Genomic DNA, 23,602 nt, shown 5'->3' with positions numbered 1-23,602 from the left:
ACGCCATCTCACCCGGCCGTGGGGCAACGCATGTCGACTCCCGATTTCAATTTGCTGATCACCCTTGATGTGCTGCTCGCTGAAGGCAGCGTGGCGCGTGCCGCCAAACGCTTGCGCCTGAGCCCGTCGGCGATGAGCCGGGCGTTGGCGCGGTTGCGCGAAACCACCGGTGACCCGTTGCTGGTCCGGGCCGGGCGCGGACTGGTCGCCACGCCTCGGGCGCTGGAATTGCGCGAGCGGGTCAGCCAGTTGGTGCAGGACGCCGAGGCGGTGCTGCGCCCGGCGCAACAGCCTGACCTGAAGCAATTGGCCCGCACGTTCACGTTGCGTACCAGCGAGGGCTTTGTGGAGACCTTTGGCGCGCCGCTCATCGACCGCGTCGCCGAGCAAGCGCCGGGCGTGCTGCTGCGCTTCATGCACAAACCTGACAAGGACAGCACGTCGCTGCGGGACGGGACCGTTGATCTGGAAACCGGTGTGGTGGGGAAGGCCGCCGGGCCTGAGTTAAGGACCCAGGGTTTGTTTCGTGATCGCTTCATCGGCGTGGTGCGCGTGGGTCACCCGTTGAGTCAGGGCGAGATCACTCCGGAACGTTATGCGGCGGGCGGTCACATCAGCGTCTCAAGGCGCGGGCTCGACAAGGGGCCTGTCGATGAAGCACTGGCGGCGCTGCAACTGGAACGGCAAGTCTTGACCATCGTCGCCGGTTTCTCGACCGCGTTGGCGCTCGCCCGAGCCACCGATTTGATCGCTGTCGTTCCTGAACGCCACACCGAAAACCTGCGGGCGGGCATGCACAGTTTTGCGCTGCCGGTTACCTTGCCGGAATTCACCGTCGCGATGCTCTGGCATCCGCGTCTGGACGCCGATCCGGTGCATCGCTGGTTGCGGGGGTGTGTTCGTGAGGTTTGTGCGCAATAGCCAGTGACGGTCAGTCTCAAAAACTGAACGACCGCGAGGTGTGTCGGGCCAGCTCGGCATCCAGCAGATGTTCGGCCAGCACATCATTCAAAAAGCGGAATTGATCGTTGAGGCCGACCACTTCGTTGCTGAAGTGGTTGCCAGCGGCGGGCATCAGCAGCGCTTCGAAGTTCTTGTCGAACACCAGCGACAGCACTTTGCGCGAGACGGCCTGCTGTGAGTAGTAGTTGTTGCCGAACACCGGAAAGCTCACGGCGAGGGTGACGGTGTGGATCATGATGTGCGCTCCTCGGTCAGGACGTACCACGAAAAAACGGTCAGCGTGAAGGCTGTCAGGGCCAGGCAGGTCAGCAGATGGATCAACATGATTTGCCCCTCCGGTTCGGGGTTGTGTGTCGGGTTGAAGTTGATCCTACGCTGACGGTTCATGAGCGGAAGGCATTCGCGGCGATGGTGAATATCGATGTGAGTGATGGTCGGGTTTTTGTGGTGTTCTTGAGGGACCCTTCGCGGGCAAGCCTCGCTCCTACAGGGATATCCGCGGGACACCAGTCATCTGTAGGAGCGAGGCTTGCCCGCGAAGAGACCATCAGCAACACCATCAACCTGAGAGTCCGCCGCCTATACTCAAATCAGGGCGCTTTAACCCCTGAATATCCTGTTCGGGGGAAGACTTTAGGACACCACGATCTTGAACCTGCGTTCGCTGATCGTCGCCGTGCTGCTGGTGTTGGCGGGATGCGTCACGCCTGCGCGTGCCCCGGCGCCTGCGCCGCCCGTGGTCATTTCCCAGAGCACCTGGCAGCAGGTGGATCGGGACATCGTCGCGGCATCCCAGTCCGCCACCGAACAGGCAAAAATCTATTCGCGCGGCGCCATGGATTACTGGCGAACCCGGGTCTATCAACTGACCGAAGAAAAATTCATTCCCTGGTTCAGCAGTTACTGGACCCAGGAATGGCTGTCGATGAAAGTCAGCTGGTACAGCCTCAGCGCCCAGGGTGAGCAGGATGCCTCGTCGAAACGCCTGGCGGCCTATCTGCTGGAGCAATACCAGAAACGCGTGCTGGCCCCGGTCGCGGTAGAGATTGATCCCGACCAGATTCTCGGTCTGGCCACGGCGTTCTACGTGGATATTCTTCAGGAAGAACTGCAAAAAATCTCCCAGCGCCACGGCGTGCCCATGGCCCAGCTCAATGGCCGTATCCAGAAAATCCCGGCCATCGCCCTCGGACCGCCGCCCGCGCGAGACGCTTCGCTGTACCAGGTCGTGCACACCCAGCCGCTCAACATCCTGCCGGCGTACGCGGCGCTGATCGACAAAATCCACAAGGCCGGCGGTAGCAAGGGCGTTGATTCCACCGACCAAGCCATGGCGCCGGTGGCCAAGCGCGCCAGCCAGCGGATGGAAGCCGAAATGGCCCCGCGCGGTGCCGCCAGCGCGGTATCCGCAGCGGCGGGAAAAATCGCTGGAGGCTTGATTACCTTGGGCGTGGCGGGAATTCGCGCACTGATTCAGGCCAGCGACCGACCGGACAGCGAGGCGCTGATTCGCAGCAGCCTGGGCAACACGTTCGATAAGGCCTGGATAAAAATGGTGCAGAACCCGACCTTCGGTGTGATGGCGGGGACGTTGTACATGGCAGGGCAGATCGAGGGCAACCTGGCGGGGAGTGCCGACGTACCGTCGGTCAGTTCGGGCAGCGGCGCTGTCGATTGGAGCCCGTCCGAACCGACTAAACCGCAGATCGACCCTTAACCCCCGGCAGGAGAATGACCATGTCTTACGTCGATGGCTGTGTCTTTGCGGTGCCCAGTGCCAACCGCGAAAAATTCAAGAAACACGCGGAATCCGCCGCTGTCATTTTCAAGGAAAACGGCGCCCTGAGCATTGTCGAATGCTGGGGCGATGACGTGCCCGATGGCAAAGTGACTTCGTTTCCGCTGGCCGTGAAACTCAAGGATGACGAAACCGTGGTGTTTTCCTGGATCGTCTGGCCGGACAAGCCCACCCGCGATGCCGGCATGCAGAAATTGATGGCCGACCCGCGCATGCAACAAGACGTCAATCCGATGCCGTTCGATGGCCAGCGGATGATCTTCGGCGGCTTCGACATCCTCTTGCAGGTCTGAGCGTGTGTCAGGATCACTCCGGTGTCGGGGTGATCCTGCAACTTTTTCGATTGCGGATCTCGCTGTCCGTCGGTCGCTCTTTGACAAACTCGAAACGCGGTTCACCTTCGCTATAGTGAACCAGCCAGCCCCATTCCAGCTCTGACTCATCCTGACCCGGTTGCGGTGGCACGGCCCACCATGGCTCTTTGCTGATGATCTCTCGCATGGCCCCGTCCCGTTTATTCGGTTGGTTCAACTATAACGTGCATGTCAGGAGGTGCCAGGCGTGAGCGACGAAACCCCGGAGCCGGTCAAACGGCTGTTTTTTGCATTGGATTGCCCACCCGAACAGCGCAAGGCGATTGCCCAATGGCGCAGCGCGCTGCAATTGCGCATCGGGCGTCCGGTGCCGGTGGAAAACTTCCATCTGACGTTGCTGTTTTTGGGCGCTGTGGAGGTGGCGCAGATTGCCGAAATCTGCGCGGCAGCAGCAAAGGTGCGCGTGCCGGGTGCGGCGTTGCGGTTGGCGCTGGATCGCCTGGATGTGTGGCGCAGGGCCGGGGTGTTGGTGCTCGCGCCGGAACAGGCGCCGCCGGAGTTGCTGCGGCTGGTGTATGCGCTGGAGCAGGCGATGTTGCCGTTCGGGTTTGAAGAGGCACACAAGGAATTCAGGCCGCATCTGACATTGATGCGCGACTATCGGGCGCCGGTGCCTGAGTCGACGACGCCGCCGGAGTTTTTTCTGCGGGCGGATCGATTTGTGTTGTTTGAATCCCACAAGGGCCGCTATCGGGCGCTGGCCGAATGGCCGCTGGTGCCGGCATAAAAAAAGGCGCCCGAGGAGGGCGCCGAACTCACCTTAACCGAGGAAGCCAGGTGAGGCCGTTCGTCAGAGAGGAGTGCAGCGGTGGTAAGGCGCTGCGTGAACGGAAAAGGGTAAGCGGCCAGTATCTATGTTGGATGTTTTGGCCTCATCGCCAGCAAGCCGGCTCCTACAAGGTACGCGTCGCGCCGCAGATCACTGTAGGAGCTGGCTTGCTGGCGATAGCTATCGCGTCGCACGCTGAGAGATCTGGTAGTGTTAGTTATCGGAGAAATTAGTTTTAAGGACTGTTATGAAAAAACTGAAACCCTGGGCACGTGGACCTTTGGAGCTGATCCAACATGCCGAGGAGCACTTGAGAGGGGACAGTGATTTCGACCGTCGCATGGTCTTGGTTAGTTTTGACAATGCTATTGAACTTTCAATCATCACCTTTTTGTCACTTAATCCCATTCAGCGAAGTGGTTTGCAATATGAAAAAGCACAAGTTGGGAAGTGGATGCACAACTTTCACTCAAAGCTTGAGTTTTTGGAATATTATGTTGTTTCTCAGCTTAAACAAGAGATGCTCATAGAGCGTGATGTTTTGGTCTATTATCATTCGATTCGGAATGAGCTTTATCATAATGGGAATGGGTTTGCACCGGCTTTGGAAATTGTCGATGGCATAAAGTCCGCAGCGCATTGGGTCTTTTCCGTATTGTTCGAAAGTAAGCCTGAAGATCATTTTGTCAGTCGGGTTGTTGAGAGTAAATCACCTTTTCCAACTGATGAAACTGGTCTTTCATCTGCTACCCTGTTCTTGAAAGCATTTATAGATGTGAAAAATCTGTTGAATTCGGAAATGGGTGCGGATGGTGTTGAACATTCGAGCTCTCTAGTTTCTGCTATACGGAAGTTTGCCGAAAATTATCCAATAAAATTGCCTGACGGATTAGTTGCTGCAGCTGTAAAGGCGGAAGAAGTTAGGGAGGTCATGCTTGGTGGTGAGCAGCCGGACTTGTCGGGGGTTGAACTTAAAAATCTATCGTCGGAGTTGAAAAAGTATTCGGCCCAGATAGATTCGAAACTCAGACTTTACCAGTTAAAATTAGTAGAGGCAGCCGTTGAGGCGACGGTTAAAACACTGTCGTTGCATGAAGATAGAAAAGTGGGGGTGGTTCATCAAACACTTGGGACAGGGATAAATATGTCCATTGTCTCGTACATAATTCGCGCACGTCAAATTGCAGGGCTGGAGTATGTGCCATTCATTGTGGTCGGCACTCACAGAGAGTTGTTGAGTCAACTTCAAGGTAGATTAATCGATCACTGCCCTGGCTCCTCGGGGATGCATACTGTAATGCCCATGGGTAAGGTGAATTTGATGGCTTCGCTCTCTGCTCCGAATCCTGGAGTAATCTTTACTACGATGGCGCAACTTCGAAATATCCCGATGGTGTTTGAGCAGAAGTGTCTTTTGATTGGTGTCGGCTTGCAAGGCGTTCAGTTTGATTTCAAGAGATCAACTCCGCTTGCTGCATTAATTAATTTTTCCAGTTCTCCTGTTGGTCTCAAAGAGTCTCCGGATAAGAATTTTGGCTCTCTTGTTGTTAGTTTTGGTCTGCAGCAAGCTGTAGAACATGGTGTTCTTCTTCCGTTGATACTGGATAAGAGGCCTGTAACTGTGGTGGCTCGAGCGGGTGCTGATGAAAGCGCGGTTTCTGATGGTGTCAGGGAGGAGTGGATAATTGGTGAGGTTTGTAAAGACCTGAAGAGTTTTTCGTTTGATAGTAGGTGTAAGGCTATTATCGTCACGAATAGAATATCTGTTGCATCCATTTTGTACGAAAAATTGGTGGTCGCGTTAGGTGGGAAGGGAGAGAGTGGTGTGGCTCCGCTAACAGTAGGACTTCTTTCGAGTGCAGAAAAAGATGGAGGTCGTCATGCGGTTCAACAATTCAATAATGCAAGTGACGGAGGAAGCGTCCTTGTGATCACCAGCGGAATGCTGGCGGGGCTTGACTTGCCGGAAGTTAATATGGCTTTTGTAACCAGTCCGCTACAAACGGAGTCTCTAGAAAAAATTACCACTTTGTTGGGGCGTGCCGGCCGATCAACAGAGGGAGTAATTGTTGACTTCAGTGGTAATGCATGGCCGGACGTGATGATTGGGCAAGTAACCAAGAACGAAAATTAGATTTTCAGGTGACGAGCAGTAACGTGTGTGGTTGAAACATCGAACAAGTAAGTTCATAGCTTTAAGGCACAAGGCTCAGGGTTTCAGTCGTTGCAAAAAAAAGGCGCCCGAGGAGGGCGCCAAATTCACCTTAACCGAGGAAGCCAGGTGAGGCCGTTCGTCAGAGAGGAGTGCAGCGGTGGTAAGGCGCTGCGTGAACGGTAAACAGTAGAAACCCAATGCCCCTGTAGGAGCGAGCGGGCGGCGTTCCGACTTGCCCGCGAAGACGGTGTGTCAGTCGCTATCAATGTTGAATGTGACGGACCCTTCGCGGGCAAGCCTCGCTCCTACAAAGGGGCTCAATTATTTCCCGAGCTTCACCCGCGTCCAGCCGCGCGTCATCACCCGCTGAACGCCGATCGGCATGTCCGGAATCGCATACAACGTCGCCATCACGGCCAAGGGCGGATACGAGCCCGGATCATCGCGAATCGCTTCATCCACCAAGGGCGTCGCCGCCGCGTTGGCGTTGCTGTAGCCGATGTTGTTGGTGATCTCGGCGATGATGTCCGGGCGCATCAGGAAGTTCATGAACAGGTAGGCGTTGTCGACGTTCGCCGCATCCCGTGGGATTGCGACCATGTCGTAGAAACTGCCGGCGCCTTCTTTCGGAATGCTGTATTCGATTTTCACCTTGTCGCCCGCTTCCTGTGCGCGGGCCTTGGCTTGCAGCACGTCGCCGGAATAACCGACAGCGACGCAGATGTTGCCGTTGGCCAGGTCGGAGATGTACTTCGACGAATGGAAGTACGCCACCGACGGCCGGATCTTCATGAACAGCGCTTCAGCTTCGGCGATCTGCTCCTTGTCCTGCGAGTTCACCGGGTAGCCCAGGTAGTGCAGGGCGGCGGGCAGCATTTCGGTCGGTGAGTCGAGGAAGCTGATACCGCAGGCTTTCAGCTTCTCGGCGTTTTCCGGTTTGAACAGCAAGTCCCACGAGTTGGTTGGCGCATTGGCACCAAGCACTTCCTTGACCTTGGCCGGGTTGAACCCGATGCCGATCGAGCCCCACATGTACGGGAAGGCGTGACCGTTTTCCGGGTCGCTGGCCGAAGCGTTTTTCAGCAACACCGGGTTGAGGTTTTTCCAGTTCGGCAGCTTCGACTTGTCCAGTTCCTGATAGACGCCAGCCTTGATCTGCTTGGCCAGGAAGCTGTTGGACGGCACGACAATGTCATAGCCGGATTTGCCTGCGAGCAGGCGTGCCTCAAGGGTTTCGTTGCTGTCGAACACATCGTAGGTCACGCGGATACCGGTCTCGTCTTCGAACTTCTTGACGGTGTCCGGGGCGATGTAATCCGACCAGTTGTAGACGCGCAGTACCTTATCATTGGCCTGGGCGCCGGTAGCCATTGCGCCCAATAAGGACAGTGTCAGCAGAGTCCTGCCAAACATTTTCATCGGTACAACTCCATTTTTTTTATTCAGTACGCAAAGCTGTGAAACGCGACGGCACTAGGCCGTCGCTTCTACCATTTGCTTTTTCGGTTGCTGCCAGGATTCGCTGGCGGTCTGGTCCATCGCTTCCTGGATCGCCCGTTTGCGGCTGGCTTCGGCGCGGCGGCTGAAGTACCAGACCATGAAGGTCACGATCGAAACGGCGAGCAGAATCAGGCTGGCCACGGCGTTGATCTCAGGCTTCACGCCCAGACGCACCGCCGAGAACACTTCCATTGGCAAGGTCGTCGAGCCTGGGCCGGATACGAAACTCGCCAACACCAGGTCATCCAGCGACAGGGCAAACGACATCATGCCGCCGGCCGCCAGTGACGGCGCGATCATCGGGATGGTGATCAGGAAAAACACCTTGAATGGCTTCGCCCCGAGGTCCATGGCCGCTTCTTCGATGGACAGGTCCAGCTCGCGAAGGCGGGCGGAGACGACCACCGCCACATAGGCCGCACAAAACGTGGTGTGGGCGATCCAGATGGTCACGATGCCACGCTCCATCGGCCAGCCGATCAGTTGCGCCATGGCCACGAACAGCAGCAACAGCGACAGGCCGGTGATCACTTCAGGCATCACCAACGGCGCGGTGACCAGGCCACCAAACAGCGTACGGCCCTTGAAGCGCGTGACGCGAGTCAGCACGAACGCCGCCAAAGTCCCCAGCGCCACCGCTGCAATCGCGGTGTAGCAGGCAATCTCCAGCGAGCGCACCACCGAGCCCATCAGTTGCGAGTTGTCGAGCAAGCCGACGTACCACTTCACCGACCAGCCGCCCCACACCGTCACCAGTTTCGAGGCGTTGAACGAGTAGATCACCAGAATCAACATCGGCAGGTAGATAAACGACAAGCCGAAAATCAGCATGAACTTTGAAAATCCGAAGCGTTTCATCCCCGTGCCTCCATCTCTTTGGCCTGGCTGCGGTTGAACAGCAGAATCGGCACAATCAGGATCAACAGCATCACCACCGCCAGGGCAGACGCCACCGGCCAGTCGCGGTTGTTGAAGAACTCTTGCCACAGCACACGGCCGATCATCAGGGTTTCCGGGCCGCCCAGCAGTTCCGGAATCACGAACTCACCGACCACCGGAATGAACACCAGCATGCAGCCGGCGATGATCCCGTTCTTGGCCAGCGGCACGGTGATTTTCCAGAAGTTGTTGAAGTTGCTCGACCCCAGGTCCGAACCCGCTTCCAGCAAGCTTTGATCGTGCTTGACCAGGTTGGCGTACAGCGGCAAGACCATGAACGGCAGGTAGGCGTAGACCACACCGATGTACACGGCCGTGTTGGTGTTGAGGATCTCGATTGGGTGATCGGTGAGCCCGGTCCACATCAAGAACGCGTTGAGCAAACCGTTGTTGCTGAGGATGCCCATCCACGCATACACGCGGATCAGGATCGCAGTCCAGGTCGGCATCATGATCAACAGCAGCAAGACGTTTTGCGCTTCCTTGCTTGCCTTGGTGATCGCGTAGGCCATCGGGAAACCGATCACCAGGCACATCAGCGTGCTGAAAAACGCGACCTTCAACGAACCGAAGTAAGCCGAGATGTACAACTCATCCTCGGTCAGCAGCAGGTAATTGCCGACGTTGAGGAACAGCTGGAGTTTCTGTTCGGCGAAGGTGTAAATCTCGGAATAAGGAGGAATGGCCAGCGCCGCTTCCGAGAAGCTGATCTTCATCACCAGGAAGAACGGCAACAGGAAAAACAGGCACAGCCACAGGAATGGAATCCCGATGACGAGCTTTCGACCACTCGGCATCAGCCGCATGAACCGCTGATTGAGTGTTTTCATGAGCGCAGTACCACGCCGCTGTCGTCTTCCCACCACACGTAGACCTTGTCGTCCCAGGTCGGACGCGCGCCACGGCGTTCGGCGTTGGCCATGAACGACTGCACGACTTTGCCGCCAGGCAGTTCGACGTAGAACACCGAGTGACCGCCGAGGTAGGCGATGTCATGCACCTTGCCCTGGGACCAGTTGTAGCGGGACTCGGGTTGGGTGGTGCTGACCAGCAGTTTTTCCGGACGGATCGCGTAGGTGATGGACTTGTCCTCCACCGAAGTGCTGACGCCGTGGCCGACGTAGATCTTCTGCTCCAGATCCTTGCTGTGAATGATCGCGTGACCTTCAAGGTCCTCGACAACGGTGCCTTCGAAGGCGTTCACGTTGCCGATGAATTCGCAGACCATGCGGCTGACCGGGGCTTCGTAAATGTCCACCGGGCTGCCAATCTGGGCGATCCAGCCCAGGTGCATGATCGCGATGCGCTGGGCCATGGTCATGGCCTCTTCCTGGTCGTGGGTCACCATTACGCAGGTCACGCCAACGCGTTCGATGATTTCCACCAGCTCAAGCTGCATCTGCGAACGCAGTTTTTTATCCAGCGCGCCCATCGGTTCGTCGAGCAACAACAGCTTCGGACGTTTCGCCAGGGAGCGGGCGAGGGCGACACGTTGACGCTGACCGCCGGAGAGTTGATGCGGCTTGCGTTTGGCGTATTGGGTCATGTGCACCAGGCGCAGCATCTCTTCCACGCGGGCGTCGATTTCACTGGCGGGCAAACGGTCCTGCTTGAGGCCGAAGGCAATGTTCTGTGCGACGGTCATGTGCGGGAACAGGGCGTACGACTGGAACATCATGTTGATCGGCCGTTCGTACGGCGGCATGTCGGTGATGTCCACGCCATCGAGCAGGATCCGCCCTTCGGTCGGGCGCTCGAAGCCGGCGAGCATGCGTAGCAGCGTCGATTTGCCGGAACCGGAACCGCCGAGCAAGGCGAAGATTTCCCCTTGATGAATCTCAAGCGAAACATCGTCCACTGCGGTGGTTTCGTCGAATTTCTTGGTGACGCGGTCGACTTTCACCAACACCTTTTTCGGTGCCTGGTGACCTTCAAGAGCCTTCCTGTAAATGCTGGAGGCGTTTGCCATGTGAAACTCCCAACAGGTTTCAGTCGTCGGGCCAACGCGGCCTGACTTAAGAGTGGATTGCAAGCCCGGGGCATTCGGTTGGCGCAACCCCCTGTAGGAGCGAGGCTTGCCCGCGAAGACGGTATGTCAGTCGATATCATCGTTGCCTGAAACACCGCCTTCGCGGGCAAGCCTCGCTCCTACAAAGGATTGCGCTCGCCTGATCCATACCGCTCGGGCTTATTCGGCGCCGCCGTCCTGGCTGCCTGGGTCGTACTTGTTGTTATTGCAGTGTGTTTTTTTCGCGAGCCACGGACGCGCAAAGGCACGCCCGCCAAACTCGCGGGGGCAGTAAATGGGTGTTTTGGGTCAGCGGGTTTTACGCTGCGCGGCCCGTCGTCGGCATGCATCGCCGAACGCCTGGAAAATACTCAAATAAGGAGGATTCGAAAGCACCTGCCATTCCGGGTGCCATTGCACGCCGACCGCAAAGGTCGGGCTGTGGTCCACCGAAATCGCTTCGATCAGACCGTCCGGCGCAATCGCCTCGGCGCGCAGGCCGGGAGCGAGGCGGTCGATGCCCTGACTGTGAATCGAATTGACCATGAACTCGGTCGGCAACTCCAGCGCTTCGAACACGCCACCCGGTTGCACCGTCACCGCATGCGCCGGGGCGTATTGCACCGCCAGCTCAGGGCTGTCCGCTTCGCGATGATCGAGCATGCCCGGCAGTTCATGCACCTTCTGGTGCAGGCTGCCGCCAAACGCCACGTTCATTTCCTGGAAACCACGGCAGATGCCGAGTACCGGAACGCCCGCCGCAATGGCTGCACGCAATAAAGGAAGGGTAGTGGCGTCCCGCGCCGGATCGTGATCCGTGCCGGGAGCGCTGGCCGGGCCTTGATAGTGGAAGGGCTCCACATTCGATGGCGAACCGGTCAGCAACAGACCGTCGAGATGCGCGAGCACATCCTCGATTTCAGTCAGTTCGCCTAAGGAAGGAATGACCACGGGCAGCCCCAGAGCCGCGACGCTGACAGCACGCAAGTACTTGTCGCCGCTGATGTGGTAGGGGTGCAGGCCAATCTGTTTGACGCACGCTGTAACGCCGATCAATGGCTTGAATGCCATTTTTATCACCTCGACCTTGAACGAGTTTTTCAGGAGCTTAGCTTTGTTGATTTTAATTAACAACTCTCATGTAAAAAATTCTAAACGCCGCACGTCCGATTGCTAGTCTTTGTGCGGTGTTGAGGGCCTATATGGCACTCTCGTGCCCAGAAAAGTCCCAAAAATAAAGGATGAAAGGCCAAGTGTTCGCTATTGACTTCACTTTGCCGTTCGGGTTGACTGGGCTCCAGAAAGTGCGGTGAACATAATAATTAACAGCTAATAGGTGCATCATGTCGGTCCCTCTGCGTGCCGTTCAACTCAACGAAGCAAACGCATTCCTTAAGAAATATCCTGAGGTTTTGTACGTCGACCTTCTGATTGCGGATATGAACGGTGTGGTGCGCGGCAAGCGCATCGAGCGCACCAGTCTTCATAAGGTCTACGAAAAAGGCATCAACCTGCCGGCGTCCCTGTTTGCCCTGGACATCAATGGCTCCACGGTGGAAAGCACCGGCCTGGGTCTGGACATCGGTGACTCTGACCGGATCTGCTATCCAATCCCTGGCACCCTGAGCATCGAGCCTTGGCAGAAGCGCCCGACCGCGCAACTGTTGATGACCATGCACGAACTCGAAGGCGAGCCGTTCTTCGCCGACCCGCGTGAAGTGCTGGCCAATGTGGTGCGCAAGTTCGACGAACTTGGCCTGACCATTTGCGCTGCGTTCGAACTCGAGTTCTACCTGATCGACCAGGACAACGTGAACGGTCGTCCGCAATCGCCACGCTCGCCGGTTTCCGGCAAACGTCCGATGTCGACCCAGGTGTATTTGATCGATGACCTCGACGAATACGTCGATTGCCTGCAAGACATCCTCGAAGGTGCGAAAGAGCAGGGCATCCCGGCCGACGCCATCGTCAAGGAAAGCGCCCCGGCGCAGTTCGAAGTGAACCTGCATCACGTCAACGACCCGATCAAGGCCTGCGACTACGCGGTGTTGCTCAAGCGTCTGGTGAAGAACATCGCCTACGACCACGAGATGGACACCACGTTTATGGCCAAGCCGTATCCGGGCCAGGCGGGCAACGGTTTGCACGTGCACATTTCGATTCTCGACAAAGAAGGCAACAACATCTTTGCCAGCGAGGATCCCGAGCAGAACGCCGCGCTGCGACACGCGATCGGCGGTGTGCTCGAGACCCTGCCGGCGCAGATGGCTTTCCTGTGCCCGAACGTCAACTCGTACCGCCGTTTCGGTGCGCAGTTCTACGTACCGAACTCGCCGAGCTGGGGCATCGACAACCGTACTGTTGCGGTACGTGTGCCGACCGGTTCCTCCGATGCCGTGCGCATCGAACACCGCGTGGCCGGTGCCGATGCCAACCCGTACTTGTTGATGGCTTCGGTGCTGGCGGGCGTGCACCACGGCCTGACCAACAAGATCGAGCCGGGCGCACCCGTGGAAGGCAACAGCTACGAGCAAAACGAGCAAAGCCTGCCGAACAACCTGCGCGATGCATTGCGCGAGCTGGACGACAGCGAAGTCATGGCCAAATACATCGACCCGCTGTACATCGACGTGTTCGTGGCGTGCAAGGAAAGCGAGCTGGCCGAGTTCGAAAACTCCATTTCGGACCTTGAGTACAACTGGTACCTGCACACGGTTTGACGAGATCTGCGTCGACGACACAAAACCTTGTAGGAGCCGGCTTGCTGGCGATAGCGGTGGGTCAATCAACATTGATGTCGCCTGACACACCGCCATCGTCGGAACGCCGCCCGCAGCAAGCCGGCTCCTACAGTAGATCTTCGTCGTTCGCATCTTTTGTGTACGTCACAAAACCCTGTAGGAGCCGGCTCGCCGGCGATGGCGGCAGCTCAGCCACCACCAACGCCCACGGCCCACCCAACATTCCTCTGCGTCGAGTCACAACCATGACAAACACTCGCAGCGACTGGGAACAACGCTTCCAGTCCCTAACCATCGAAAACCGCGCCTTCATCGACGGCCAATACCGCGCGGCACTCAGCGGTGAAACCTTCGAATGCATCAGCCCGGTCGACGGCCGCTTCCTGGCCAATGTCGCCAGCACCGATGAAGCCGACGCCAACGAAGCCGTCGCCGTCGCACGCCGCACCTTCGAATCCGGCGTCTGGGTCAATCTCGCCCCGGCCGAGCGCAAGCGCACTTTGATCCGCTTCGCCGACCTGATCCTGGCCAACCGGGAAGAACTCGCCCTGCTCGAAACCCTCGACATGGGCAAACCGATCAACGACTCGATGAACATCGACATCCCGGCGACCGCCAACGCGATCCGCTGGAGCGCCGAAGCCATCGACAAGATCTACGACGAAGTCGCCGCCACGCCGCACGACCAACTCGGCCTCATCACCCGCGAACCTGCCGGTGTCGTTGCCGCCATCGTGCCGTGGAACTTCCCGTTGATCATGGCCAGCTGGAAGTTCGCCCCGGCCCTCGCGGCGGGTAACTCGTTCATCCTCAAGCCTTCGGAAAAGTCGCCACTGACCGCGATCCGCATCGCGCAATTAGCGCTGGACGCCGGCATTCCGAAAGGCGTGTTCAACGTCCTGCCGGGCTACGGCCACACCGTCGGCAAGGCGCTGGCGTTGCACATGGATGTCGACGTGCTGGCCTTCACCGGCTCGACTGCGATTGCCAAGCAACTGCTGATTTACGCTGGCCAAAGCAACATGAAACGCGTCTGGCTCGAAGCAGGGGGGAAGAGCCCGAACGTGGTGTTCGCCGATGCGCCGGATCTGCGCGCGGCAGCACAAGCAGCGGCCAGCGGCATCGCTTTCAACCAGGGCGAAGTCTGCACCGCCGGTTCGCGTTTGCTGGTCGAACGTTCGATCCGCGAGCAGTTCATTCCGCTGCTGGTAGAAGCGCTGCAAGCCTGGAAACCGGGGCATGCTTTGGACCCGCAAACCACCGTCGGTGCGGTCGTCGATCAGCGTCAACTGGACAACGTGCTGCGCTACATCCAGGTCGGTAAAGACCAGGGCGCGCAACTGATCGCGGGCGGCAGCCGCACCCTGGAAGCCACCGGTGGCCTGTACGTGGAACCGGCGATTTTCGACGGCGTGACCAACGCCATGACCATCGCCCGGGAAGAAATTTTTGGCCCGGTACTGTCGCTGATCACCTTCGACACCGCTGAAGAAGCCTTGGCCATCGCCAACGACAGCATCTTCGGCCTGGCTGCCGGTGTCTGGACCAGCAACCTGAGCAAGGCCCACACCTTCGCTCGCGGCTTGCGCGCCGGCAGCGTCTGGGTCAACCAGTACGACGGCGGCGACATGACCGCGCCGTTCGGCGGGTACAAGCAGTCGGGTAATGGTCGGGACAAATCGCTGCACGCGTTCGACAAATACACCGAGCTCAAAGCGACCTGGATCAAGCTCTAATACTTCTACAACGGCGGCCGCCGGCGCATGCCAGCGGCCATCGGAGAAACCTATGAAACAAGCACATGTAAACAGCTACTACGCCGCAACCCGCAACTTCACCGGCGACTTCCCGGTGCTGGAACAAGCGGTGGATTGCGACGTCTGCATCATCGGCGCCGGCTACACCGGTTTGTCCTCGGCGCTGTTCCTCGCCGAAGCCGGCTACAGCGTGACCGTACTCGAAGCCGCCAAAGTCGGTTTCGGCGCCAGCGGTCGCAACGGCGGCCAACTGGTCAACTCCTACAGCCGCGACGTCGATGTCATCGAAGAGCGCTATGGCGACAGAACCGCTGAAGTCCTCGGCAGCATGATCTTCGAGGGCGCCGACATCATCCGTCAGCGCATACAACACTACGACATCCAGTGCGACTACAAGCCGGGCGGCATCTTCGCTGCGCTGAACAAAAAGCAGCTCAAAGGCCTGGCCGAGCAGAAAAGCAGCTGGGAACGCTACGGCAACAAGAACCTGAAAATGCTCGACGCTGCGGACATCAAGCGCGAAGTCGGCAGCGACAACTACGTCGGCGGCCTGCTCGACATGCAGGGCGGCCACATCCACCCGCTGAACCTGGCCCTCGGCGAAGCCTCGGCCATCATCGGCCTGGGCGGCAAAATCTACGAACAATCGGCGGCGGTGGAAATCACCTACGGCGAACCGATCACCGTGCGCACCGCCAAAGGTGTGGTCCGCGCCAAATACCTGTTGATCGCCGGCAACGCCTACCTGCCGCAGGGCCTCGATAATCGCGTGACCGCCAAAAGCATGCCGTGCGGCTCGCAAATCGTCGTCACCGAACCGTTGTCGGAAAAGGTTGCGCGCAGCCTGATCAAAAACAACTACTGCGTCGAAGACTGTAACTACCTGCTCGACTACTACCGCCTGACCGCCGACAACCGCCTGCTGTACGGCGGCGGCGTGGTCTACGGCGCGCGCGAACCGGATGACATCGAACAGCTGATCAAGCCAAAAATCCTCAAGACTTTCCCGCAACTGAAGGACGTGAAGATCGACTACCGCTGGACCGGCAACTTCCTGCTGACCATGTCGCGCATGCCGCAATTCGGCCGCATCGAGAAAAACGCCTACTACATGCAGGGCTACAGCGGCCACGGCGTCACCTGCTCGCACCTGGCCGGCAAACTGATCTCGGAAATGATCCGCGGCGACGCCGAACGCTTCGATGCTTTCGCATCCTTGCCGCACATGCCAATGATCGGCGGCCGCACCTTCCAGGCCCCGCTCACCGCCATGGGCGCCGCGTACTACGCACTTCGCGACCGTTTCGGCATCTAACCCAACACAACCCTGTAGGAGCAGAGCTTGCTCGCGAAGACGGCGGCACATCCGACATCGGTGCCGCCTGACACACCGCCTTCGCGAGCAAGCTCTGCTCCTACATTGGATCCATGGCAGGCACAAAATGTACGTGCAGCAGAGGTCAAAAACTGTGGGAGCGAGCCCGCTCGCGATGACGCTATCCGGTTCCCCATCAATGCCAACTGACCCACCACCATCACCAACAACCATGCGCCTACAGCAACACCCCCAAACGTGATTTAATACCCGCCTTTCACAATTACGGGACAGGGAAGCGGTACTTTCGCGGCCAAAAGTCGCCCGCCATCCACCCCCATAACCCTTAAGTTTTCCTCGCATAAGGCTGTCATGGACACGGGCTCACGACTCAAATTAGTACGCGAAAGCTACAAACTCTCCCAGCGCGAGCTGGCCCGGCGTAGCGGCGTCACCAATGCCACCATCTCCCTGATCGAACAGAATCGCGTCAGTCCCTCCGTCAGCTCCCTGAAAAAACTGCTCGAAGGCATCCCCATGTCTTTGGCGGACTTCTTTACCTTTGATCAGCCGCCACGCGAGCATCAATACGTGTTCCGCGCTAACGAACAACCGGATCTTGGGCGTCATGGGCTGCGGTTGCTGCTGATTGGCGCTTCGGTGCCGAGCCGGCAGATGCGCTTGCTGCGCGAGCAATACGCGCCGGGGGCGAGTTCGGGGGAAGAGCCGATTGTGCACTCGGAAGGGGAGGAGTGTGGGTTGGTTACGCGGGGGACGGTTGAGTTGACTGTTGATGGGCAAATCAGTGTGCTCAACGCGGGTGACGGCTATTACTTCCCGACGACGTTGCCGCACAAGTTTCGCAATATTGGCCAGGATGAAGCGGAAATCATCAGCGCCAACACTCCGGCCAACTTCTGATATCAAAAGCGGACGCCAACCTGTGGCAGTTGCCGAGGTTGCGTCCGCGATCAATACCCCATGCCGAATGGAAGCAGCTGCTTCAGGAATTTTCAAAGTAAATGGACTTCACATCATGACCACACCCCGCATCCGCCCCCTCGCACTCTGCATCTTCCATCACGACGGCAAGATACTGGTCAACGAAGCTCGCGATCCTATTACTGAAAAGCCGTTCTTCCGCCCAATCGGTGGCGGAATCGAATTCGGCGAAACCAGCGCCCAGGCAGTTGTACGAGAAGTACAGGAAGAACTCGGTTTGCCCATCACCGATGTTCGCTTGCTCGGCACGCTTGAAAGCCTCTTTACGTATAACGGCACACCAGGGCACGAAATCGTGCAGGTGTACGACGCGAAGTTTGTGGATGCCAGTGTCTACGAGTTGTCGCACTTGGATGCTCAAGAAAGCGATGGTGCACCCTTCATCGCCAAATGGCTCCCATGGGCAAGCTTTACTGACGAAGCACCGTTGGTGCCCGATGGGCTTTATGAACTGCTAGAGAAAACTTCAATTTCGGACTGAGCCCATCACCCTGAAAGTTCGGGTAAAGTTAAGTAGTTGTCTTTTTTTTGTCGAACTAAGAGGTCGTAAGGAATGAGCGTGACGAAAAATGCAATAGCGACATTTATCACTTTGGTAGTAGTGTTGGTGGCGATGGCGTATGTGATTCCATACTTTAATGATAAGTGTTTGAAACCGCAGTTCGTTGAGGCGCATCTGAAAAATTGTAATCTTTTGAGTGTGGAGGATTCTTGTTTGTGGTTGAAAGATAATGCCGTCTATGAAGATTATGGAGTAGATAAATCTGCTGTTGTGAAGGCCTGCAATAACAGTCGGGAGATAACTGAATTGCTTGTGAAGTATGCTTCAAAAGGGAAAATTGGAGGAGAATAATAATTAGCCGCACACTGCTGGCTTATAATGGGGTAGGCCTAAAAAAAGGTGACAGATCTATTTAATAAACAGGCCTGTCACCTTTTTGGTTTTTATTGATTGATTGAATGATTCATTGGTTTAAGTAGTTTCGACTTTATCGACATAAGACTCGAAGAACCAGTCAGGGATGTCTTCAGTACGGTATTCAAGGGTGTCCCCATCAGTAATCTCCGCAAGAAAAACCGTACTGTCGCCGGAGTTGTCGAAGATGTAAGCCCGATTGCTGACTGCGATGGCTTCTGGCAGTAGACCCAGCGATTTGTAGTACCTTTCGCGTACCTTGTCAGATGCCACGGGATGACCACCTTCGCGGACTCTGATTTTTACGCGGTCTATGTTGATTGCCGGATTTTCAGTCGAAACGAAGTAAAGATATATCCGATAACCGTGGGCTTGGGCTTCTTTCATGAAGTCGACCTTGCTGCGATGTGACATCACCGTTTCGAAGGTAAAATTCACACCTTTTTCCAGCAGGTGCTGGCGTATGAAGTCCGATATTACGGAAGCCAGATAAGAATTGACGTGTACGTTTCGGTAGTCAACTTTAGAGCCCAGCAAACCAATTTGTTTGGCTTGATCACTGAGCTCTTTGTTTTTTATCAGATAGTGTCCGGCATGGAACGTGAGTAACTCAGGCAATGTAGTGGCGACTTCAAAGGTAGCCAAGTCGATGAATCCGGTTGCTTTCGCTTCCTTCTCGAGATCATCGGCATTCACGTACATCTTGATAAGGGCGGGATCAATTTCTCCCTTGATGGTGCTTTTGCCTGATCCGTTCGGTCCCGCAAATACCCGAAACCTAGGCACGACCACCAGCCGTTTGATCTTCGATACGGCGCACGGTGATCACCTCACCTACTTTGACTTTGCGACGCGGCTCGGCTTTGGCTACAACAGTCTTGCTGCCATCAAGTGAGATCCGTACCAAATCGCCGGAATCGACACGAAGTACGCTATCACTCACCAGCAGTGCGCGAGCATAAGCAGTCTTGGTGGCTATTTGGGCGAGATCAGGTATCTGGCGCTCGAGTGCGTCCATCTCCTTATCCGAAAGCTGTTTGGTTCTTGCAGTCATCGGGACTCTCCGCTTGAGCGAGCGCTCTGGTGCTTCTTGTCCGGATAATACCGCATTAACCGGGCTTTCGAACGTCATCAGTTCCATATCAATTTCCTCGGTAGTGTAAGCCTTGATCACTGTGTGAAGTACAGATTTTCCAGCATGAAATGCGGGGGCTTTTGCCGATAGCTCTCTGTAACGATCCCCTGAAACCGGCTCACTGAAAAGAAAGTGACCATTACAGCGTGTGTTCAAGCGACCAAAAAACCGCAGCGACGAGTGTTGCTGCGGTTCAAGAGCTGATCAGTGCCCTTTGGGTGCCTCAAACCCACGCTGCTCAATCACTCGAAACACATCACTCACGTCCTGGAGCAAAATCCGGGCGATGTTGGCGACGGTGTTGATGTCGTTTTCGGCGTAGTCGGGGAGGCTGGTGCAGCCCATGAGCTGGAGGTAGGGGAGGACGGCGTTGAGGCGTTCGCTGACGACGTTGTGCAGTTCGCGGATTGGGGCGTGGCTGTCGATGACTAGTACGGGGTAGTCGGTGGCGAATTGGGACATGGGGGTGAAGCGGCGGGGCGGATGTTGGGTCGTCATGGATGTAGTCCTAGAAAGATGAATCAAAATCGCCATTACTCGTTTACCGACGGAGATCGGCTGCGCGGGTCTGGCGGTCTTCGGTGTCTTCTCTTTTGGGCTGCGAATCCCGGTCACCGACAATGGCAGCGACGGCGGGAACTATAAGCTGCGATTTTGGCGCTCACAACCGGGCTGTAGGACGCTTTGGCGTTTGTTGCGACAAGGCTCAATGCCACTGTTTACGGGGCTTTCACGGTAATCCGGGAGGTATGGAATGCCTTGGGAAATCGGGGGCAGGTTTTGGGGCGGCTTCGCTGCTTGTTGGGAATAAATCCCCTCGTTACAAAAGGTGAATTCCTACACGTTTTTCGGATGTCAGGTTTGTGAAATCGAGTGGGCTGAAAGGTGTGACAGTGAATGTTGGTGTTGAATGTGAAGGCCTCATCGCCGGCAAGCCGGTCTCGCTCCCACAGGGGAGATGTAGGCGGGCGCACTGTTGCGTCCGCCTGGGATCCTTTTATGCCGCGTGACCGATCACTTCGATGATTCGCTTCGCAATGTAGTCGACGTGGGTTTCCAGGGCGAAGTGTCCGGTGTCGAGTAGTTCGACTACGGCATTGGGGTTGTCGCGTTTGAATGCCTCTGCGCCAGGCGGGATGAAGAAGGGGTCGTTCTGGCCCCAGATGGCCAGGGTTGGCAGTTGGGTCTCGCGGAAGAAGCGCTGAAAGTCCGGGTAGCGTTTGAGGTTGTTCGCGTAGTCCAGGAACAGGTCGAGCTGGATGTCCTTGTTGCCCGGCCGCTCCAATAGCAGCGCGTCGAGTGTGTAGGACTCGGGAGCGATGAGTTCAGGCGTGCTGACGCCGTGTTCGTATTGCCAGCGCGTGCCTTCCAGGTGCAGGACTGCGTCGGCGATGACCTGGCGATTTTCGGACGACGGTTCTGCCCAGTAGGCTTTGATCGGTGCCCAGGCATCGCCCAATCCTTCCAGATACGCGTTGCCGTTTTGCGAGATCAGTGCGGTCATTCTCTCGGGGTATTTGACTGCCAGTCTCAGGCCGGTCGGTGCGCCGTAATCGAAGACGTACATCGCGTAGCGTTTCAGTCCCAGGGTCTCGACGAAATGCCCCAGCGTTTCTGCCAGTGCGTCGAAGGTGTACGCGTATTTGCGCTCGGCAGGCACTTCGGTGAATCCAAAGCCGGGCAGGTCCGGGGCGATGATGTGGAAGTGGGCTGAAAGCAACGGGATGAGTTGGCGGAACTGGTGGGATGAGCTGGGAAACCCATGGAGCAAAAGAAGGGTCGGCTTGGCCGGTTCTCCTGCTTCCCGGTAGAAGACGCGAACGCCGTCGACGTCGGCAAATGTGTAGCGGATGGGTGCAGTGGTGCTGGTCATGATGATTGGCCTCGTAACCGCATGGATGAGATCAAGCCGGTTTTCGAGATTAAATCTGGCACGAACAAAGTAACCTGTCAAAATGATTTTGACAGGTTATTGTTTTTCGCCCTCAAGCATCGATGACTTTCTTTTGCCGCTCGCGGTGGGCCGCTGCTTTCGCTCGGTTGCCGCAGACCGCCATGCTGCACCAGCGGCGTTTTCTGCCTCGGGTGTGATCGACGAACATCAGGGTGCAGCTCGGTCCTTCGCAACATTTCACGTTGGTGAAATCTTCCTCGCTGACGAACTGTGCGAGCACTTCGCCCAGTGGCAACAGCAGGGAATCGGGGCTGCGCCAGCGGCGCTTCAGTTCCCAGGCGAGCTTTGGTGTTTCGCCGTCCTGCAGCGTGATCTGGGTGTATTTTTCGTCCCGTTCGAGCAAGCGATTCAAGGCCTCTAGCTCTTTCAGGGCTGAGGCTTCAAGCGGTTTTCCTTTGTATTTCAGGACAAAGCCGCGAAACCATTCGCGCAATGACCGTGCCTGCGCTGCGACGGTTTCCAGCTCGCCAGGCATTGCTTGTGCCTGAAGCCGTTGCAGTATCTCGTCTTCCACCCAGCCCGATTGTTTCAGCCAGTCCAGCCAGCCGTTGCCGTCGTCAATCCAGTCGACGGGTTCATCGACCGGCGTTGCTATCGAGTTCAGGAAATCGAGAGCGGCGGCGTCGGCGACGAAGAGGGCCGGTCCATGGGGAGTGCTGTTCATGAGGATGTCCGCTAAAGCCTGGATTGATAAGGCTCAGCGTAACCACTCAAAGTGCATCCGACAAGTTACTGTTTAATTGATAACCTCTTCATGGTATTCGGTGGGGTTACTGAATGGGCTCAATTCTTGACCTGCTGATTCCGCCCATAAACATCCTCCAACCGCTCAATATCATCCTCACCCAAATAACTCCCGGACTGCACCTCAATCACCTCCAGCGGAATTTTCCCGGGGTTGGCCAGCCGATGCACCGAAGCAATCGGAATGTAGGTGGACTGGTTTTCCGTCAGCAGGAAGACCTTTTCATTGCACGTCACCTGGGCGGTGCCGGAGACCACGATCCAGTGTTCGGCGCGGTGGTGGTGCATTTGCAGGGACAGTTGCGCGCCCGGTTTGACGGTGATGTGCTTGACCTGGTGGCGGATGCCGTTGTCCACCGAGTGGTAGCTGCCCCAGGGGCGATACACCGCGCAGTTGTTCTGGGTTTCCGAGCGATTTTGGGCGTCGAGCGCATTCACCAGTTTTTTCACGTCTTGCACGGTGTCGCGGTGCGCGACCATCAGTGCATCTTCGGTTTCTATCACGACGAGGTCTTCCACCCCGAGCAGGGTCACCAGTTTGCTGCTGCCATGGACGAAGCAATTGCGGCTGTTGTAGCTGACGACATCGCCCTTGAGCACATTGCCGTCGGTGTCCTTTTCGTGCACATCCCACAGCGACGACCAGCAACCGACGTCACTCCAGCCAGCGCTGAGCGGGACGACCCACGCGCGGTGGGTGCGTTCCATTACCGCGTAGTCGATGGAGTTGTCCGGGCAGCATTCGAAGGTGACGCGATCGATGCTGGTCACGCCGTCGCTGCTGGGGCTGCGCTCCAGGGCCATCACGCAGGTGTCGTACATGTCCGGTTCGTGAGTGCGCAGCTCTTCGAGGTAGCGGCTGGCACGGAACAGGAACATGCCGCTGTTCCAGAAGTATTCGCCGGAGCGGACAAATTCGGCGGCGGTTTGCTGGTCGGGTTTTTCGATAAATTGCTCGACCTTGAAGGCATGGGCGTCCGCATCGCTGCAGTCGGCCTTGATGTAGCCGAAGCCGGTTTCCGGACGCGTCGCCGGAATGCCGAACAGCACCAGATTGCCTTTGAGCGCCTCTTGCTCTGCGTGTTCCAGTGTGGCGCGCAAGGCGGGGACGTCGCTGATCACATGGTCGGCCGGAAGGACCAGCATGAGCTCATCGCGGCCTTCGGCAATCAGCTTGAGGGCTGCCAGCGCCACCGCCGGTGCGGTGTTGCGGCCGAAGGGTTCGAGCAGGATCGCCTGCGGCGTGCAGCCGATGGCGGCAAGTTGTTCGTTGACCAGGAAGCGATGCTCTTGATTACACACCACGATAGGTTTGCCGATACCGTTGAACGCCAGGCGCTGCAAGGTTTGCTGAAAGAGTGATCCTTCGCCGGCCAGGCTCAGGAATTGTTTGGGATACAGCTTGCGTGACAATGGCCACAACCGGGAACCACTGCCCCCGGACAGAATGACTGGAATCATTTTTCTTTCCTCCCACACCTTCATCGTTCGATATGAAGGCGCTTCGAACAGCGAAGGACTGCCTTCCATTA

The 23,602-nt window shown here is 57.2% G+C and carries 24 protein-coding genes; 11 read left to right on the top strand and 13 right to left on the bottom strand.

Annotated features, from left to right (window positions below):
• Positions 1–30: 30 nt before the first annotated feature.
• Positions 31–921 carry a LysR family transcriptional regulator gene (locus K5R88_RS07705; RefSeq protein WP_226299597.1) on the top strand — a complete coding sequence of 297 codons (891 nt, stop codon included), beginning with the start codon at positions 31–33 and terminating at the stop codon, positions 919–921.
• Positions 922–937: 16 nt separating this feature from the next.
• On the opposite strand, the gene K5R88_RS07700 is transcribed toward K5R88_RS07705, so the two are convergent.
• Positions 938–1,198, bottom strand: a complete 261-nt coding sequence (locus K5R88_RS07700; protein ID WP_226299596.1) for a hypothetical protein — start codon at positions 1,196–1,198, stop codon at positions 938–940.
• A gap of 414 nt (positions 1,199–1,612) precedes the next feature.
• On the opposite strand from K5R88_RS07700, the gene K5R88_RS07695 reads away from it, so the two are divergent.
• On the top strand, positions 1,613–2,680 hold the full coding sequence (locus tag K5R88_RS07695) for a hypothetical protein (protein ID WP_226299595.1): 1,068 nt from the start codon (positions 1,613–1,615) through the stop codon (positions 2,678–2,680).
• A gap of 20 nt (positions 2,681–2,700) precedes the next feature.
• Positions 2,701–3,054: a DUF1428 domain-containing protein gene (locus K5R88_RS07690; protein WP_008039011.1), complete on the top strand. Its 354-nt coding sequence runs from the start codon at positions 2,701–2,703 to the stop codon at positions 3,052–3,054.
• Positions 3,055–3,067: 13 nt separating this feature from the next.
• Here the strand turns inward: K5R88_RS07690 and K5R88_RS07685 are convergent, their stop codons facing one another.
• The gene (locus K5R88_RS07685; protein ID WP_192415742.1) at positions 3,068–3,262 is read right to left on the bottom strand and encodes a hypothetical protein; all 195 of its coding nucleotides are present in this window, start codon (positions 3,260–3,262) and stop codon (positions 3,068–3,070) included.
• A gap of 60 nt (positions 3,263–3,322) precedes the next feature.
• Here K5R88_RS07685 and thpR point away from each other — a divergent pair, with 60 nt between their 5' ends.
• Both thpR and K5R88_RS07675 read left to right on the top strand, forming a co-directional pair.
• Positions 3,323–3,862: an RNA 2',3'-cyclic phosphodiesterase gene (thpR, locus tag K5R88_RS07680; RefSeq protein ID WP_226299594.1), complete on the top strand. Its 540-nt coding sequence runs from the start codon at positions 3,323–3,325 to the stop codon at positions 3,860–3,862.
• Between the two features lie 289 nt (positions 3,863–4,151).
• Complete coding sequence (locus K5R88_RS07675; protein ID WP_226299593.1) at positions 4,152–6,038, top strand: hypothetical protein; 1,887 nt, start codon at positions 4,152–4,154, stop codon at positions 6,036–6,038.
• Between the two features lie 342 nt (positions 6,039–6,380).
• Here K5R88_RS07675 and K5R88_RS07670 read toward each other — a convergent pair whose 3' ends face one another.
• The 5 genes from K5R88_RS07670 to K5R88_RS07650 form a co-directional block, all read right to left on the bottom strand.
• Positions 6,381–7,478: a polyamine ABC transporter substrate-binding protein gene (locus K5R88_RS07670; protein WP_226299592.1), complete on the bottom strand. Its 1,098-nt coding sequence runs from the start codon at positions 7,476–7,478 to the stop codon at positions 6,381–6,383.
• Positions 7,479–7,532: 54 nt separating this feature from the next.
• Positions 7,533–8,417 (bottom strand): ABC transporter permease subunit, encoded by an 885-nt coding sequence (locus K5R88_RS07665; RefSeq protein ID WP_192228303.1) that lies wholly within the window; start codon positions 8,415–8,417, stop codon positions 7,533–7,535.
• Positions 8,414–9,295, bottom strand: coding sequence for an ABC transporter permease subunit (locus K5R88_RS07660; protein ID WP_192228413.1), 882 nt, complete (start codon positions 9,293–9,295; stop codon positions 8,414–8,416). Before K5R88_RS07660 ends, K5R88_RS07665 begins: the two co-directional genes overlap by 4 nt.
• A 29-nt stretch (positions 9,296–9,324) precedes the next feature.
• A complete protein-coding gene (gene potA / locus K5R88_RS07655) occupies positions 9,325–10,467 on the bottom strand; it encodes a polyamine ABC transporter ATP-binding protein (RefSeq protein WP_008027211.1) in 1,143 nt (380 codons plus the stop codon).
• Between the two features lie 348 nt (positions 10,468–10,815).
• Positions 10,816–11,577, bottom strand: coding sequence for a gamma-glutamyl-gamma-aminobutyrate hydrolase family protein (locus K5R88_RS07650; RefSeq protein WP_008027209.1), 762 nt, complete (start codon positions 11,575–11,577; stop codon positions 10,816–10,818).
• Positions 11,578–11,849: 272 nt separating this feature from the next.
• On the opposite strand from K5R88_RS07650, the gene K5R88_RS07645 reads away from it, so the two are divergent.
• The 6 genes from K5R88_RS07645 to K5R88_RS07620 all read left to right on the top strand — a co-directional run bounded on the left by K5R88_RS07645 (position 11,850) and on the right by K5R88_RS07620 (position 18,174).
• Entirely contained in the window at positions 11,850–13,226 is a 1,377-nt protein-coding gene (locus K5R88_RS07645; protein ID WP_008039000.1) for a glutamine synthetase family protein, read from the top strand.
• Between the two features lie 266 nt (positions 13,227–13,492).
• Complete coding sequence (locus K5R88_RS07640) at positions 13,493–14,983, top strand: aldehyde dehydrogenase (RefSeq protein ID WP_226299591.1); 1,491 nt, start codon at positions 13,493–13,495, stop codon at positions 14,981–14,983.
• Positions 14,984–15,035: 52 nt separating this feature from the next.
• Positions 15,036–16,319 carry an NAD(P)/FAD-dependent oxidoreductase gene (locus K5R88_RS07635; protein WP_008038997.1) on the top strand — a complete coding sequence of 428 codons (1,284 nt, stop codon included), beginning with the start codon at positions 15,036–15,038 and terminating at the stop codon, positions 16,317–16,319.
• A gap of 372 nt (positions 16,320–16,691) precedes the next feature.
• Complete coding sequence (locus K5R88_RS07630; RefSeq protein WP_007946335.1) at positions 16,692–17,240, top strand: cupin domain-containing protein; 549 nt, start codon at positions 16,692–16,694, stop codon at positions 17,238–17,240.
• Positions 17,241–17,355: 115 nt separating this feature from the next.
• The gene (locus K5R88_RS07625; RefSeq protein WP_226299590.1) at positions 17,356–17,802 is read left to right on the top strand and encodes an NUDIX hydrolase; all 447 of its coding nucleotides are present in this window, start codon (positions 17,356–17,358) and stop codon (positions 17,800–17,802) included.
• 78 nt (positions 17,803–17,880) lie between these two features.
• Complete coding sequence (locus tag K5R88_RS07620) at positions 17,881–18,174, top strand: hypothetical protein (RefSeq protein ID WP_226299589.1); 294 nt, start codon at positions 17,881–17,883, stop codon at positions 18,172–18,174.
• A 120-nt stretch (positions 18,175–18,294) separates the two neighbouring features.
• Here K5R88_RS07620 and K5R88_RS07615 read toward each other — a convergent pair whose 3' ends face one another.
• From K5R88_RS07615 to K5R88_RS07590, 6 genes are all read right to left on the bottom strand, one after another.
• A complete protein-coding gene (locus K5R88_RS07615; protein ID WP_226299588.1) occupies positions 18,295–19,029 on the bottom strand; it encodes a zeta toxin family protein in 735 nt (244 codons plus the stop codon).
• Positions 19,016–19,378 carry a hypothetical protein gene (locus K5R88_RS07610; protein ID WP_226299587.1) on the bottom strand — a complete coding sequence of 121 codons (363 nt, stop codon included), beginning with the start codon at positions 19,376–19,378 and terminating at the stop codon, positions 19,016–19,018. Before K5R88_RS07610 ends, K5R88_RS07615 begins: the two co-directional genes overlap by 14 nt.
• A 198-nt stretch (positions 19,379–19,576) precedes the next feature.
• Positions 19,577–19,870 carry a fructose-bisphosphate aldolase gene (locus K5R88_RS07605; protein WP_226299586.1) on the bottom strand — a complete coding sequence of 98 codons (294 nt, stop codon included), beginning with the start codon at positions 19,868–19,870 and terminating at the stop codon, positions 19,577–19,579.
• A gap of 499 nt (positions 19,871–20,369) precedes the next feature.
• Positions 20,370–21,245, bottom strand: a complete 876-nt coding sequence (locus K5R88_RS07600; protein ID WP_226299585.1) for an alpha/beta fold hydrolase — start codon at positions 21,243–21,245, stop codon at positions 20,370–20,372.
• A 112-nt stretch (positions 21,246–21,357) separates the two neighbouring features.
• Positions 21,358–21,990, bottom strand: coding sequence for a CGNR zinc finger domain-containing protein (locus K5R88_RS07595; protein ID WP_226299584.1), 633 nt, complete (start codon positions 21,988–21,990; stop codon positions 21,358–21,360).
• Positions 21,991–22,109: 119 nt separating this feature from the next.
• A complete protein-coding gene (locus K5R88_RS07590) occupies positions 22,110–23,531 on the bottom strand; it encodes a mannose-1-phosphate guanylyltransferase/mannose-6-phosphate isomerase (RefSeq protein ID WP_226299583.1) in 1,422 nt (473 codons plus the stop codon).
• Positions 23,532–23,602: the final 71 nt, after the last annotated feature.

The organism is Pseudomonas sp. MM213 (assembly GCF_020423045.1).
GTDB lineage: Bacteria > Pseudomonadota > Gammaproteobacteria > Pseudomonadales > Pseudomonadaceae > Aquipseudomonas > Aquipseudomonas migulae.
This window is presented reverse-complemented; position numbering and strand designations above follow the sequence as displayed.

Bases quoted from the DNA above. Each gene is read 5' to 3' on its own strand.
- K5R88_RS07685 (WP_192415742.1), bottom strand. From the start codon at position 3,262: ATGCGAGAGATCATCAGCAAAGAGCCATGGTGGGCCGTGCCACCGCAA.
- K5R88_RS07635 (WP_008038997.1), top strand. From the start codon at position 15,036: ATGAAACAAGCACATGTAAACAGCTACTACGCCGCAACCCGCAACTTC.
- K5R88_RS07700 (WP_226299596.1), bottom strand. From the start codon at position 1,198: ATGATCCACACCGTCACCCTCGCCGTGAGCTTTCCGGTGTTCGGCAAC.
- K5R88_RS07675 (WP_226299593.1), top strand. From the start codon at position 4,152: ATGAAAAAACTGAAACCCTGGGCACGTGGACCTTTGGAGCTGATCCAA.
- K5R88_RS07670 (WP_226299592.1), bottom strand. From the start codon at position 7,478: ATGAAAATGTTTGGCAGGACTCTGCTGACACTGTCCTTATTGGGCGCA.
- K5R88_RS07605 (WP_226299586.1), bottom strand. From the start codon at position 19,870: ATGACGACCCAACATCCGCCCCGCCGCTTCACCCCCATGTCCCAATTC.
- K5R88_RS07595 (WP_226299584.1), bottom strand. From the start codon at position 21,990: ATGAACAGCACTCCCCATGGACCGGCCCTCTTCGTCGCCGACGCCGCC.
- K5R88_RS07650 (WP_008027209.1), bottom strand. From the start codon at position 11,577: ATGGCATTCAAGCCATTGATCGGCGTTACAGCGTGCGTCAAACAGATT.
- K5R88_RS07660 (WP_192228413.1), bottom strand. From the start codon at position 9,295: ATGCCGAGTGGTCGAAAGCTCGTCATCGGGATTCCATTCCTGTGGCTG.
- K5R88_RS07705 (WP_226299597.1), top strand. From the start codon at position 31: ATGTCGACTCCCGATTTCAATTTGCTGATCACCCTTGATGTGCTGCTC.
- K5R88_RS07610 (WP_226299587.1), bottom strand. From the start codon at position 19,378: ATGGAACTGATGACGTTCGAAAGCCCGGTTAATGCGGTATTATCCGGA.
- K5R88_RS07630 (WP_007946335.1), top strand. From the start codon at position 16,692: ATGGACACGGGCTCACGACTCAAATTAGTACGCGAAAGCTACAAACTC.
- K5R88_RS07640 (WP_226299591.1), top strand. From the start codon at position 13,493: ATGACAAACACTCGCAGCGACTGGGAACAACGCTTCCAGTCCCTAACC.
- potA (WP_008027211.1), bottom strand. From the start codon at position 10,467: ATGGCAAACGCCTCCAGCATTTACAGGAAGGCTCTTGAAGGTCACCAG.
- K5R88_RS07625 (WP_226299590.1), top strand. From the start codon at position 17,356: ATGACCACACCCCGCATCCGCCCCCTCGCACTCTGCATCTTCCATCAC.
- K5R88_RS07600 (WP_226299585.1), bottom strand. From the start codon at position 21,245: ATGACCAGCACCACTGCACCCATCCGCTACACATTTGCCGACGTCGAC.
- K5R88_RS07665 (WP_192228303.1), bottom strand. From the start codon at position 8,417: ATGAAACGCTTCGGATTTTCAAAGTTCATGCTGATTTTCGGCTTGTCG.
- K5R88_RS07690 (WP_008039011.1), top strand. From the start codon at position 2,701: ATGTCTTACGTCGATGGCTGTGTCTTTGCGGTGCCCAGTGCCAACCGC.
- K5R88_RS07645 (WP_008039000.1), top strand. From the start codon at position 11,850: ATGTCGGTCCCTCTGCGTGCCGTTCAACTCAACGAAGCAAACGCATTC.
- K5R88_RS07590 (WP_226299583.1), bottom strand. From the start codon at position 23,531: ATGATTCCAGTCATTCTGTCCGGGGGCAGTGGTTCCCGGTTGTGGCCA.